The sequence below is a fragment of the Catenibacterium sp. CAG:290 genome (genome assembly GCF_000437715.1).
In the GTDB taxonomy this organism is placed as follows: Bacteria; Bacillota_I; Bacilli_A; order Erysipelotrichales; family Coprobacillaceae; genus Catenibacterium; species Catenibacterium mitsuoka_A.
The window spans coordinates 1-13,505 of record NZ_FR898860.1 but is presented as its reverse complement, the minus strand read 5'-3'; the positions used below and the strand labels follow the sequence as shown (position 1 = coordinate 13,505).

Below are 13,505 nucleotides of genomic sequence, written 5' to 3'. Positions count from 1 at the left end.
TATTTATACTCTAACATTCATTACGTATAATGTCGAGTTAGATATAAAAAAAGATGCGAATGCATCTTATTTTCTCCAAGATTTTTCTACTTCGTATCCTTCTTCTTTTAACATTCCTCTTAATTGGTCAACACGCCATTCAGCACCGTCACCATAGATTGTTAGTGTAGCTAAAGTTTCATCGATTTCTTTCATTTCTTCATCAGTTAAAACAATATTGCATGCTTCTAAGTTTGAATCAATGAATTCTTGTTTGTACATACCAGGAATTGGAATCATCATATCATATTCAGCCATTACCCATGCTAAAGCTAATTGTGCATATGTACATCCTTTTTTAGTTGAAAATTTTTCTAACATTTCAAATAATGGTTGATTTTTTTCTAAGTTTTCTTCTGTAAACCAAGAGAATGTTCTATGAATATCATCATTCTTGAATTCTAATTTCATACCTGGTCTATAAGCACCAGTTAATAAACCTGAAGCTAAAGGCATATAAGGAGTCATAGCAATTCCTAATTCTTTACATGCTTGTAAAGAACCGTCAGTTTCAATATTTCTAACAACCATAGAAAATTCATTTTCTACGATTGCTACTGGACATACAGCATGTGCTTTTCTGATTTGATCTTCTCTTGCTCTTGACATAGCCCAAGCCTTAATTTTACCTTTTTCAATCAAATTTTTCATAGCTTCTGCATATGTTTCAATTGGTAAATCATCAGGAACTCTGTGCATCATATAGATATCAATATAATCAGTTCCTAATCGTTTTAATGAAGCATCACATCTTGCTTCAATTTGTTGAGCAACTGTACCATTAGCTGGATCATTTACAGGTGCTACCTCTGGATTGAACTTAGTTAAGATTTGTACTTCTGATCGAATTGGTGCTAAAGCTTCACCTACTAAGATTTCATTATGGCCATTAGCGTATACATCAGCTGTATCATATAATGTAACACCCATTTCATGAGCCTTACGCATCATGGAAATACATTCTTCTCTAGGAGCTGGATCACCGTGCGCATGAGAGAATCCCATACATCCCATTCCCATTACTCCAATTTCCATACCTTGAACATTAACTTTTCTCATCATAACTCCTTCTTTCTTATCATTATTCCGGTATACCGGTGTATCTATATCTATAATAACTCAATATTTTTTTAAAAGTCAATAAATAAATACTATATTCAACAAATCTCATCATGTAAAAAATGCTTATGTAACCTTCTTACGAATACTATTTCTTGTAATACATATTGACATGAAAAAGGCCATGATTTCTAAATGTAATGTATATGAAGATCATAATCTAGTCTTTGCAGGTAATACTACTAATTACATTAATCGTCATACTGCATCATCTAGATTAGCTTCAATAAAAAAGGAACAGACTATGAATCTATATCTGTTCACTTCTTACGTCACGCTAATGCGACTTTATTATTAATGAATGATGTCGATCTAAAAATTGTATCTGCTCATCTTGGTCATAGTGATATCAATATAACCGCTGATACCTATATAGACGTATTACATGCTCGTCAGAAATTCGTTGCTGACTTAGTTGACCTCAATTTAGAGGATGAAAACGACAAATAATACGCACTTCTCCGTTAAAAATCACGTATAAAACGCTATTTCGCAAAAAAAAACCTCGATTTTATCGAGGTTTTTCCTTCATTTTAACTATTCACCAACGTATGGTAATAAAGCCATCTGTCTTGCTCTCTTGATTGCTCTAGCAAGTTTTCTCTGATACTTAGCGCTTGTACCAGTTACACGTCTTGGGATGATTTTACCGTTAGCTGAGATAAATCTCTTTAAAAGTTCAACATCTTTATAATCGATGTAATCAATCTTGTTTTTAGTGAAGTAGCAAACTTTTCTTCTACCCATTCTCTGTCTTCTGAAAGCCATTGTTGTTTCCTCCTGTTAGAATTGAATATCGTCATCCATGATATCATATGAATTCACTGAATCATCAAAATCCTTATCTAGATCCACTGTCTTCATATCATAGAAGTCATTGTTGTTTTGTCTAGGCTGCTGAGTCATTGTAGGCTGCTGCATCATAGGTGCATTCTGCTGAGCTCTTTCTCTCTGTGCTCTTGTTTCCAAGAACTGAACTGAATCAGCCACAACCTCTGTTACATAAACTCTCTGGCCTTGATTGTTGTCGTAACTACGAGTCTGTATACGACCGTCGACTGATACAAGTGAACCCTTGCTGCAATACTGTGCAACATTTTCAGCAGGTTTTCTCCATACAACACAGTTGATAAAATCAGCTTCCTGACCATCTCTTGTTGAGAAGTTACGATCAACTGCTAAAGTAAAACTTGTTACAGCTGTACCATTACCTGTTCTTCTTAATTCAGGATCTCTTGTAAGTCTTCCGACTAATGCGACACGGTTAAGCATTCGCCATCACCTCTTCTTAGTCTCTTCTTAAAGTTAAGTGACGTAATACGCTTGGGTTGATACGTGATAAACGTTCGAATTCAGCGATTGCTTCTGGAGTTGTATGAGTATTGATTACTACATATAATCCCTTAGTATAATCTTTGATTTCGTAAGCTAATTCACGTAAGCCTAACTTTTCAGTGTCAACGTTATCAACAACACCTTCACCTTCAGTTAAGATTGCTTTAAAACCATCTAATACTGCATTCTTAGCATCATCTTCTAAATCAGGTTTTAAAATCATCATAATTTCATACTTGTTCATTTTTTTACCTCCTCTGGTCTTGACGGTCTAGAATACTTCTAGACAGGCAGTAATATTTTACATGCTTGTTCATACTATCACAAGAAAATCAAAAAAGCAATGATTAATCGAAGTTTTTTTTACTATTTTAGATCTTCTTTCGTAGTGATTTTAATATTGTCATAATCACCTTCTACAACATAGACATCTTTACCCTGTAATTCCAACATAGATGCATCATCTGTTGCCTGGATATTATTTTCAATGGCTTCTTTATAAGCATTTCTAATAAGTACTGTATCAAAAGCCTGTGGTGTCTGTGCCTGCATCAGTTCAGATCTAATAAGTGTTTCTACTACCTTACCATCCTTGACACGCTTGATTGTATCTTTACATGGTACCATTGCAAGAACTGCCTTATGTTCTTCCATACCTACTACCAAACGGTCTAGAAGGTCTTTTTTCACAAAAGGTCTTGCGCCATCATGAATCATTACATAATCACTTGTGACATGTTTTAATCCTTCATAAACAGAATCCTGTCTTTCTTTTCCACCTTCTACAAACTTCATACATTTCTTATTTAATAGTTTCTTGAAATGTGACTGTTCTTCTTTTTTACATACAATAATGATTTCTTCACATCTCTTATCATGTAAAAAGACATTCACTGTCTTTTCATATACAGTCTCTCCCTGTAATTGATAGAACATCTTGTTGTAACCAAGACCTGTTCTCTTACCACTTCCTGCACATAATATAATTGCGCTATACATCATGAATCACCTCTATTACATTATATATAAAAAAAACGTAAATTACTTTACGTTTTTCTCTAGTCTTGCAAATAAAACACTACGTGTTGGCGTATCATGCGCATAACAAGTAGATAAAAGCAATAATGGTGCTGTATTTTGTGAATCTACATCTCTTGATTGTTTAGCGGATGATTTCGCATTAGCCACATAACTTGCATAATCAATATCCTTCAAGTAATAATCACTTGTTGCATCAATGATCTTAGTACTATAGATAGAATATACGTTAATGCTGCCATCTGGTAAATAAATATATACTTTTGGATGATTATTAAAGTAATCCTGATCTGTAAACTTCTTAATATTCGCGAACATTGAACCATTCTTCATATTATGACCATAAATAATTGTATTACTATCAGTCAAAGAAGAATTATTATCTTCATCTAAGAAAATACTGCCTGCAAATGAATGCTTCTTTTCATAGTTTGTATGAATATATGTATCATTTGTTTTTCCTTTTAATAAAGCATAATCAATGTTTGTATTAGGAATATAGATCCATCCTACGATATCTTCATTAATACTCTTTAGTTGGTTAAAATCAACTTTTCTATCCAGTGGTGAATCCTGCTTCACTTCAGTGACGACTTCTTCTTGTAGCTTCTTGTTGTCAGAGTTGACCTTATGATATTTATATCCAATGTTTGCAAGATTACCTGCACTATATAGAAAGACAGCTAAACATACTACAAGAAGAATACGTCTAATGATTTTCATTATACGTTAAACTTGAAGAACATGATATCACCATCAAGTCCTTTATAAGTTTTTCCTTCCTGTCTGATCTTACCAGCTTCTTTTAAAGCCACTTCACTCTTATACTGCATCATATCATCATAAGTATAAGTTTCAGCTTTAATGAAACCTTTCTGGAAGTCTGTATGAATAATACCGGCCATTTCTGGTGCTGTCATACCATTAGTAAATGTCCATGCACGACATTCATCAGGTCCTACTGTAAAGAAAGTCTTTAAGTCTAATAAAGCATATGTTTCTTTAATAAGCTTATCTAAACCACTTTCCTTGATTCCTAAATCATCCATGAAGATAGCTTTATCTTCTGCATCTAATGCAGCTAATTCACTTTCAATCTTAGCGCAAATAGGAACAACATCGCATCCTTCTTTTGCAGCATATTCTTTTAAAGTGATATAGTATGGGTTTGAATTTGGATCTTCGATATCTTCTTCACCCATATTCGCTACATAGATCATAGGCTTAGTAGTTAATAAGTTGAACTGTTTTACATAAACCATTTCTTCCTCATTAAAAGTAAGCGTACGAGCCATCTTACCAGCTTCTAATACTTCTTTTAATGGTGCTAATACTTCCATTTCAGCTTTAGCTTCTTTATCACCAGTCTGAGCTTTCTTTTCAATCTTACCAATTCTCTTGTCCACTGTTTCTAAGTCAGCCATTACAAGTTCAAGATTGATTGTTTCAACATCACGTACTGGATCTACTGAACCATCAACGTGAGTAATATCCTTATCTCTAAAACATCTTACTACTTCACAGATTGCATCTGTTTCTCTGATGTTAGCTAAGAATTTATTTCCTAAACCTTCACCTCTAGATGCACCTTTTACAAGGCCGGCAATATCTGTAAATTCAAATGTAGTATAGATAGTCTTCTTTGGATTAAAGATTGCAGCAAGATCATCTAATCTATGATCTGGTACTTCAACAACACCTACGTTAGGGTCAATTGTTGCGAATGGGTAGTTGGCTGCTTCTACCTGTGCGTTTGTGATCGCATTAAATAATGTAGATTTACCAACGTTTGGTAAACCAACGATTCCTGCAGTTAATGACATAATTTATATTCACTCCTTTTAATCTACATTATTTTATTATACTTAACGTTAAATTGCAATGAATGAATGGTATAATGGAGAAGGTGATAAAATGAATAATATATATGAAAGACTCAATCAATTTTTATGGTCTCATCCTACCTATAAAAAAGTGGTAGGATTTCTTACAATCGCATTAAAATATATCATGATGGCTTCTTATGTGATGTTATTAATTGGTTTCTATATGACTCATGATGATTATCTTATTTATGCGATTATTAAGCCTTGTGCTGCATTTCTTATTGTGACAGTGATTAGAAAACTGATTAATCAATCACGTCCTTATGACTACTTAGAAGTCACTCCACTCTTTGAACATCATGAAGGATGTTCTTTCCCTTCTAGACATGCTGCAAGTGCATTTATTATCGCATTTACTGCGATTCATTTTGATTTATATATTGGTATAGTGATGCTTATATTCGCATTTTTAACTGCCATTACAAGGGTTTTAAGTGGTCTTCATCATATCAGTGATGTGACTGCCGGTATGGTATTAAGTCTTATTATTGAACTTTTATAGATTACATAACTATTACACAGAGAAGTGTGTATAATGGTATCCGGTAAAGGAGATGTGCTCATGAAAAAGATAAATATTGCGATAGCTTTCATGCTTTTAATCAGTCTTGTTTATAGTCCTGTACATGCTGATGAAGTGAAGGAAGTTTATCTAACTTTTGATGATGGACCTTCTCATAACACACCTCAAGTATTAGATATTCTCGATAAATATAATGTGAAAGCGACATTCTTTGTGACTGGTGAAAATGCGCGTTATCAAAGCTATATTCGTACAGCTTATTTAAAAGGACATACCATTGGTGCACATAGTTATACACATAAGTATAGTATTTATCAAAGTGAAGAAACTTATTTTGAGGATTTAGGTAATATTGAGAAAATCATCAAAGAACAAACAGGACGTACCAGCAAATTGATCCGTTTTCCTGGAGGAAGTTCAAATACGATATCAAGACATTATTCACAGGGAATTATGGCTAAGGTTGCACAGGTTGTAGAAAAGAAAGGCTATAAGTACTATGACTGGAATGTATCTTCTAATGATGCGACAAGACGTTCAGTAAATCCTGCACGTATTATTGAAAGTTCTAAGTCAAGACTACCACGTGTCTGTATTTTAATGCATGATACAGCCACTAAAACAACTACAGTACAGGCATTACCTGCAATTATTGAATACTATCAGGCAAATGGCTATACTTTTAAAACATTAGAACATACTGACTTTGTCAGTCATCAACGTATCAACAACTAACGAGAGGCATTATGCCTCTCGTTTTTGTGTAAATAAAAAAAGGATAACTGGAGGGGCGGTCGAACCATTTCTAAGAATGGGCATCCCTCATCCGCAGAATACTTAAATAAGTATAAGGCGTGTTAGACGAGATCGATTTTTCTACATCAGTTATCCTGTATGATTATATTAAACCATTATTTTTTGATGGAGTCAAATTATTCACTTTCTTTATGTTCAATTACTTTTTTTAATCTCTTTTCAAAATCTCTTCGTGAAAACATGATAATTGCGCCGCAACCCATGCATTTCACTTTAATGTCCGCACCCATTCTTACGATTTCCCATTGTGTGGATTTCTTACATGGATGAGGCTTTTTCATTTCAATAATATCATGTAATCCGTATTCCATCATTATTCTCCTAATCTTTTAATAATATCTCTTGCAACTAAGATTCCATTAGCACCTGCCTGAGCAAGTCCACGTGTTAAACCTGCACCATCACCGGCAACATATAAACCATCTACAAGAGTTTCAAATCCTTCTCTTACCTTTGGTCTTGCACTATAGAATTTAGCTTCTACACCATAAAGTAATGTATGTTCATTCGCAATACCTGGTGTTACGTGATCTAATGCTTCAATCATTTCTACGATTGATTTCATTGTATTGTATGGTAATACAAGACCTAAATCACCTGGAACAGCTTCTGGTAATGTAGGCACTGTATAACCTTCTTTTAAACGCTTTTCAGTTGTTCTTCTACCCTTTTGGATATCACCATATCTCTGTACGATGATAGAACCATTTGAAAGTTTGTTTGCTAGTTGAGCAACCTGATGGGCAAATTCATTAGGCTGGTTAAATGGTTCAGAGAATACATGAGATACTAATAATGCAAAGTTTGTATTGTTAGACCCTAATTTAGGATCATGATAAGCATGTCCATTGGCCATCATTGTCCCTTCATGGTTTTCTATTACAACATGTCCACTAGGGTTTGAACAGAATGTTCTTACTCTTGTACCTACAGATGTGTTATAGATGAACTTACCTTCATATAAGTTTTTATTGATTTCATCCATAACGATATTAGATGTTTCTACACGTACACCAATATCTACCTGGTTGTTATAAAGATCTAAGCCATGTTTCTTAAAGACAGCATCGAGCCATGTCGCACCATCTCTACCTGGTGCAAGTAATACTTTAGAGGCTGTAATGATATCACCCTTCGCAAGCTTTATACCCTTGATTGTATTATCTTCTACAATAATATCTTCTACTTCTGTATTAAACTGGATATCAATATGTTCCTTTAATGTTTCCTGCATTTCAGTCATGATACGTAAGTTTTCTTCTGTACCTAAATGTCTGACCTTAGCACGTAATAACTTTAAACCTACTGCATAGCCTCTGTGTTCGATTTCTTTTACTTTATCTGTAGTTGGGTCAGTAATATCTTTAGTTGCCCCATGCTTTAAATATAAGCTATCTACATAACGAATTACATCTTCTACTTCATTTGCTGGAAGATAATCAGTAAGCCATCCACCAAATTCACTTGTAATATTAAACTTACCATCAGAATAAGCACCAGCGCCACCAAATCCACATGTAATAGAACATGCTGGTAAACAGCCTGGTTCATTATCCTTGATCACTGGACACTGTTTGATCTTCTTATCTTTAATAGGACAATGTCTTGCAGTCACTGCTCTTCCTTTATCAATTAATAATACTGATAAGTTAGGATTCTTTAATACGAATTCATAACTTGCCATAATTCCTGCTGGACCAGCACCTACTACAATTACATCATAATTTTCTCTCATATATACCTCTCTTCTTTACCATTCAATAATACCATTCTTTCGACATAAAGAAAAGGTAGTAAAACACTACCTTTAGTCTTCGAATAAGCATGCACCATTTGTTTCAATGACATGTTTGTAATAATCAAATGATTTCTTCTTATAACGTTTATAAGTACCATTACCTAGATCATCACAATCTACATAGATGAAACCATAACGTTTAGACATCTGTTTTGTAGATTCAGAAACAATATCAATACATCCCCAAGATGTATAACCCATGAGGTCTACACCATCTTCTACAATCGCATTATACATTTCTTTAAAGTGTGCATCGAAGTAATCAATTCTATACTGATCATCTACAGTACCATTCACTAATTCATCCTTCGCACCTAAACCATTTTCTACTACGAATAATGGCTTTCTATAACGGTCATATAAGTCTACTAAAGAGATTCTTAAACCAATAGGGTCAATCTGCCATCCCCAGTCAGATGATGGAATATATGGGTTCTTAATAGCTACATTAGTGTTAGCTGCAGTTTTCTTTAAACCATTGTCATCTTTTGCAACACAGCTAGATGAATAATAAGAGAATGAAACGAAATCAACTGGATATTCTTTCATAATCTTTAAGTCATCTGGTTCCATCTTGATATTGATGCCTTCATTCTTGAATTTAGATAATAAGTATGCTGGATATTCACCAAATACCTGTGTATCACTATAACAATATGTACTTCTCATATCCTGTTGTGCCTGTAAAACATCTTCAGGTTTACATGTATATGGATAGTAAGTAAGCTTTGTTAACATACAACCTACTTTAGCATCAGGTCTTGCTTCATGTACGATCTTAGTCGCAAGTGCACTGGCCACAAACTGATGATGCATTGCCTGGAAGATCACTTCATTAAAGTTCTTACCTGGGAAACGATCTTTAATAAGTGCACCTGTAGTATATGGATGTCTGATCATAGAGTCTACTTCATTAAAAGTAAGCCAGTATTTTACTTTATCCTTGTATCTATCTACAATCACTTCACAATAACGTACAAACATATCAATGACTTCTCTTGAATACCATCCATCATAATTTAATACAAGATTAATAGGTGGTTCATAGTGAGAAATAGTGACTAATGGTTCAATACCATATTTTAAACATTCATCAAATACATCATCATAAAACTTTAAACCTTCTTCATTAGGTGTTGCATCATCTGCATTAGGGAAGATTCTTGCCCAGGCAATAGATAAACGGAATACTTTAAAGCCCATTTCTGCAAATAGCTTAATGTCTTCTTTATAGTGGTGATATCCATCTGCACCATGTCTTTTTGGATAGTATACTTCATCCTGTGTGTTTAATGCTTCTTCGATGTCAGCTGTAGTGACTTCGTTTTGTTTCTTATAGTCCTGTACATCTACATCTAAATGACTTCTAGCACAGTCTGAGACAGTAATACCTTTACCGCCTTCATTCCATCCACCTTCATACTGATTGGCAGCAACAGCACCGCCCCATAAAAATCCTTCTGGAAATTGTTTCATTTTGTTGTCCTCTTCTTTCATATTTATTATACATAGAATATAAATTAAACATTGAGATTTCCTAGAAATGAAAAAAGAACAGTTTCCTGTTCTTTAGATATCTTCTATTACACCCATGATTTCTAGAATACGATTTAAGTCTTCTGTATCAGAGTACTTAAGAGTAATTGTTTTTTCTTCTACCTTTACTTTAGTACGGAACTTCTTTCTTAATAAATCTTCTGCATAAGTATAGGTTGTATTCTTTTCTTTCTTAGGCGCATTTTTACGCTTCTGAGCAAGTTTATATCCTCTAACGATATCTTCTACCTGACGTACAGAAAGCTTCTCTTTAATAGCACGATTCGCAATTTTAAGAGCTGTTTCATCATCTAAACCAACTAATGGTCTAACATGTCCCATAGAAAGAATACCTTCTAGAATATACTGCTGGAGCTTCTCATTGATATTAAGAAGTCTTAAAGTATTAGTCACATGAGTTCTTGATTTCCCAATACGTCCAGCTAGTTCTTCCTGAGTCAGATTCATCTTATCCATCATGGCTTTATAAGCCTGTGCTTCTTCAATCGCATTTAAGTCTTCTCTCTGAATGTTTTCAAGAAGCGCAATTTCCATCATCTGATCATCAGTGAAGTCTACGATAATTGCAGGAACTTCTTTTAACCCTGCAATATTAGCTCCTCTAAATCTTCTTTCACCAGCTACAATATCATAACCATGAATAGATTTCTTTAATAGAATTGGCTGTAGGATGCCATGTTCTTTAATGGATTGAGCTAATTCATTCAACTTATCCTGATCAAAATGTTTTCTAGGCTGATAAGGATTAGGTCTGATTAAATCAATAGAAACCTTTTCTTGAGTAAATTCATTAGAATTACTTTCAATTGCAGAAATCATTGATTGAAGATCTCCACCAGTAGATGTTGTATCAAAGATTGCATCTAATCCTTTACTTAAACGTTTTTTCTTATCTGCCATTTCTGCTCACCACCTCTTTCGCAAGTCGTGCGTAAGACTTCGCACCTTCACTACGTGAATCATAATCAAAGATTGAAAGACCTGCAGAAGGTGCTTCTGAGAGCTTTACATTTCTAGGAATGACTGTTTTATAAACCTTATCCTTAAAGTATTTACGTACTTCCTGTGTCACTTCTACACCTAAATTAGTACGTGAATCAAGCATAGTCAATAATACACCTTCAATTGTAAGATTACGGTTAAATACTGACTGTGTTAATAAAATAGTATTTAATAATTGTGTTAAACCTTCTAGCGCATAATATTCACATTGAACAGGAATTAAAACACTATCTGCAGCTGTAAGAGCGTTTGTGTTTAATAAACCTAAAGCTGGTGGACAATCAATAATAATATAATCATATTGATCTCTAACACTATCCATTGCCTTTCTTAAACGTTTTTCTCTTCCCTTTGGTACAGCTGATAGTTGTACTTCTACACCCGCTAAGTCAATGCTTGCAGGTGCCACATCTAGGTGTGGGATTTCACTATGTTTGATGATTGATTCAATGGGTACTTCATCAATAAGCACATCATAAGTTGTTTTTTCTAAACTAGAACGATCAATTCCAATACCCTGCGTCGCATTAGACTGAGCGTCCATATCTACAAGTAATACTTTCTTCTTCATAAGTGCGAGTGCTGCACATAAATTAATACTAGTGGTTGTTTTTCCTACGCCACCTTTTTGGTTTGTAATTGCGATTACTTTGCCCATCACATAACCTCCTTATTCGCATTCTTAATTATAGCATAAAACTCTTTAAACAAAACAAAAAGAATGAGAAGGTATTCACCTTCTCACTATTTTAGTGTACCGATACGTTCTCCCATGAGAACACGTACTTCATCTTCATTTTTAGAAATGTTGAGAATATCCTCATCAATATCTACAATATCTTTTTTTATGAATAAGACAACTGTACTGCCACCAAATTCAAAATAGCCTTTTTCTTCACCACGTTTAAAGGTTTTCTTATTTAAGTTAGTAATTTTACCAACCATCATTGCCCCTACTTCCATATGAACTACGTCACCAAAGTGCTTTGTATGAAGAACTGTATAAGAACGGCTATTAGTCTTATAGATAGGATAATAATCACTTGCGATAGGATTGACTGTATGGAAAACACCTTTAATAAAGTGATCTTTGTCAGCTGTTCCATCATCAATGAAGTGATAGTGATGATAATCATCTACTGTAAGTCTAAATACAAGACATAGACCACCTCTATATTCATCTGCAAGTGCAGGGCTCATTAATAAGTCTTCAATTGTATAAACTGAATTCTTAATTTTAAGCTGTAATGTATCCTCAATAGGATAAACAGTGAGTTTACTATCACAAGGTGCAATCAATGCATTTTCATCCATATCGATATGTCTTACACCATCTTTAATAGTACGTGTAAAGAAATCGTTGTAAGAATGATAATCTTGTGATTCATATAGATTCAAATCAATATTGTTTTTTTCTACAAAGGAATTGATTTGTCCTTTAGAAAGAGAAGAATTCATAAAAGCACCACCTAGTTCAGTAATAACTGGCTGAGTTAATACTTTTAATAAACATCTTCCTGCAAGTGATCCATACAATTTCTCTAAGAAGAGATCCTGTGACTGATCATATTCTAATTTTTCACCATTACGTTTGAATATTGCCATACTAGATTAAAACAACACCTTTAATAATTAAAATGATTAATAAAATAATACCAAAGCCGATAAGACCTAGGACACCCTTAAAGTCAGGCTTGATTACTTTGATGTTAGCTACGAATAGAATACCTACAACTAGTAGTCCAATTAAATAAACAAGCTGGACTTGAGGCACCGTAAGCCATACTGTTAAACAATAGATCATTGGAAAAATTAGACATGAAGATGTAACAGGTAATCCCTGGTAATATTTTCTTTTTTCAGTAGTCTGCTGCTGTCTCATATCTTCCATAACATTGAAATACCCTAGTCGAATAACAGCACCAAGAATATATATAATAAAGATGATCAAACAAGGCAAACTATTGAATCCCATTGAGTAGGCAATGATTGCAGGATAAACGCCAAAACTGATTAAGTCTACAAGAGAATCAATCTGAATACCAAACTTCTTTTCTTCTTCTGTTCTGTCCTTTTTTGAACGTGCAACGATACCATCGAAAGAATCAAAAAAGCCACAAAGCATAAGACAGAATAATGCCAAAACATAATTGTGTTCAAATGCGAAGTGTGTTCCGACAATCGCACTGATTAAACTACAATATGTTAGAATGACTGTATAGTTGTAATAACCAATCATACAATTCACCTTTCCTTCTTTTTTATAATCGGGTTCATTATAGCATGAATGCATATTGAATGATAGATATTTAACTTCTTTCTGTAAATAAAAAATAGCCTGTTTAAGGCTATTTTCTCGTTTTTTAATAATAAAAAAGGACCTGGCAGCTTG

At 33.9% G+C, this 13,505-nt stretch carries 17 protein-coding genes; 3 read left to right on the top strand and 14 right to left on the bottom strand.

The window, feature by feature from the left end; translation table 11 throughout:
• Positions 1-66 precede the first annotated feature (66 nt).
• Entirely contained in the window at positions 67-1,101 is a 1,035-nt protein-coding gene (locus tag QVO42_RS08725; protein WP_288164203.1) for an aldo/keto reductase, read from the bottom strand.
• Between the two features lie 273 nt (positions 1,102-1,374).
• Between QVO42_RS08725 and QVO42_RS10475 the strand changes: the two genes are divergently transcribed.
• Positions 1,375-1,608 (top strand): tyrosine-type recombinase/integrase, encoded by a 234-nt coding sequence (locus QVO42_RS10475; RefSeq protein WP_353867264.1) that lies wholly within the window; start codon positions 1,375-1,377, stop codon positions 1,606-1,608.
• 87 nt (positions 1,609-1,695) lie between these two features.
• Here the strand turns inward: QVO42_RS10475 and rpsR are convergent, their stop codons facing one another.
• The 6 genes from rpsR to ychF form a co-directional block, all read right to left on the bottom strand.
• Positions 1,696-1,926, bottom strand: coding sequence for a 30S ribosomal protein S18 (gene rpsR, locus QVO42_RS08720; protein WP_006505606.1), 231 nt, complete (start codon positions 1,924-1,926; stop codon positions 1,696-1,698).
• 15 nt (positions 1,927-1,941) lie between these two features.
• Positions 1,942-2,430 carry a single-stranded DNA-binding protein gene (gene ssb / locus QVO42_RS08715; RefSeq protein ID WP_022425732.1) on the bottom strand — a complete coding sequence of 163 codons (489 nt, stop codon included), beginning with the start codon at positions 2,428-2,430 and terminating at the stop codon, positions 1,942-1,944.
• Positions 2,431-2,446: 16 nt separating this feature from the next.
• Positions 2,447-2,737 carry a 30S ribosomal protein S6 gene (gene rpsF / locus QVO42_RS08710; protein WP_022425731.1) on the bottom strand — a complete coding sequence of 97 codons (291 nt, stop codon included), beginning with the start codon at positions 2,735-2,737 and terminating at the stop codon, positions 2,447-2,449.
• A 122-nt stretch (positions 2,738-2,859) separates the two neighbouring features.
• Entirely contained in the window at positions 2,860-3,492 is a 633-nt protein-coding gene (gene ispD / locus QVO42_RS08705) for a 2-C-methyl-D-erythritol 4-phosphate cytidylyltransferase (protein WP_117459109.1), read from the bottom strand.
• Positions 3,493-3,534: 42 nt separating this feature from the next.
• The gene (srtB, locus tag QVO42_RS08700; RefSeq protein ID WP_022425729.1) at positions 3,535-4,254 is read right to left on the bottom strand and encodes a class B sortase; all 720 of its coding nucleotides are present in this window, start codon (positions 4,252-4,254) and stop codon (positions 3,535-3,537) included.
• Positions 4,254-5,354, bottom strand: coding sequence for a redox-regulated ATPase YchF (gene ychF / locus QVO42_RS08695; RefSeq protein WP_022425728.1), 1,101 nt, complete (start codon positions 5,352-5,354; stop codon positions 4,254-4,256). The genes srtB and ychF overlap by 1 nt, the downstream gene beginning before the upstream one ends.
• Before the next feature lie 91 nt (positions 5,355-5,445).
• On the opposite strand from ychF, the gene QVO42_RS08690 reads away from it, so the two are divergent.
• Both QVO42_RS08690 and QVO42_RS08685 read left to right on the top strand, forming a co-directional pair.
• Positions 5,446-5,919, top strand: coding sequence for a phosphatase PAP2 family protein (locus QVO42_RS08690; protein WP_022425727.1), 474 nt, complete (start codon positions 5,446-5,448; stop codon positions 5,917-5,919).
• Between the two features lie 60 nt (positions 5,920-5,979).
• A complete protein-coding gene (locus QVO42_RS08685; protein WP_022425726.1) occupies positions 5,980-6,675 on the top strand; it encodes a polysaccharide deacetylase family protein in 696 nt (231 codons plus the stop codon).
• A gap of 197 nt (positions 6,676-6,872) precedes the next feature.
• Here QVO42_RS08685 and QVO42_RS08680 read toward each other — a convergent pair whose 3' ends face one another.
• From QVO42_RS08680 to QVO42_RS08650, 7 genes are all read right to left on the bottom strand, one after another.
• The gene (locus QVO42_RS08680) at positions 6,873-7,067 is read right to left on the bottom strand and encodes a DUF951 domain-containing protein (protein WP_022425725.1); all 195 of its coding nucleotides are present in this window, start codon (positions 7,065-7,067) and stop codon (positions 6,873-6,875) included.
• 2 nt (positions 7,068-7,069) lie between these two features.
• Positions 7,070-8,491: an NAD(P)/FAD-dependent oxidoreductase gene (locus QVO42_RS08675; protein WP_022425724.1), complete on the bottom strand. Its 1,422-nt coding sequence runs from the start codon at positions 8,489-8,491 to the stop codon at positions 7,070-7,072.
• 72 nt (positions 8,492-8,563) lie between these two features.
• Entirely contained in the window at positions 8,564-10,030 is a 1,467-nt protein-coding gene (locus QVO42_RS08670) for a family 1 glycosylhydrolase (protein WP_022425723.1), read from the bottom strand.
• 93 nt (positions 10,031-10,123) lie between these two features.
• The gene (locus QVO42_RS08665; RefSeq protein ID WP_022425722.1) at positions 10,124-11,011 is read right to left on the bottom strand and encodes a ParB/RepB/Spo0J family partition protein; all 888 of its coding nucleotides are present in this window, start codon (positions 11,009-11,011) and stop codon (positions 10,124-10,126) included.
• A complete protein-coding gene (locus QVO42_RS08660) occupies positions 11,001-11,771 on the bottom strand; it encodes a ParA family protein (protein ID WP_022425721.1) in 771 nt (256 codons plus the stop codon). The genes QVO42_RS08665 and QVO42_RS08660 overlap by 11 nt, the downstream gene beginning before the upstream one ends.
• 86 nt (positions 11,772-11,857) lie before the next feature.
• Positions 11,858-12,718, bottom strand: coding sequence for a phosphatidylserine decarboxylase (locus QVO42_RS08655; protein ID WP_022425720.1), 861 nt, complete (start codon positions 12,716-12,718; stop codon positions 11,858-11,860).
• Position 12,719: 1 nt separating this feature from the next.
• Positions 12,720-13,505, bottom strand: a 786-nt coding sequence (locus QVO42_RS08650; protein WP_353867263.1) for a CDP-alcohol phosphatidyltransferase family protein, incomplete at its 5' end; no start/stop codon positions are given.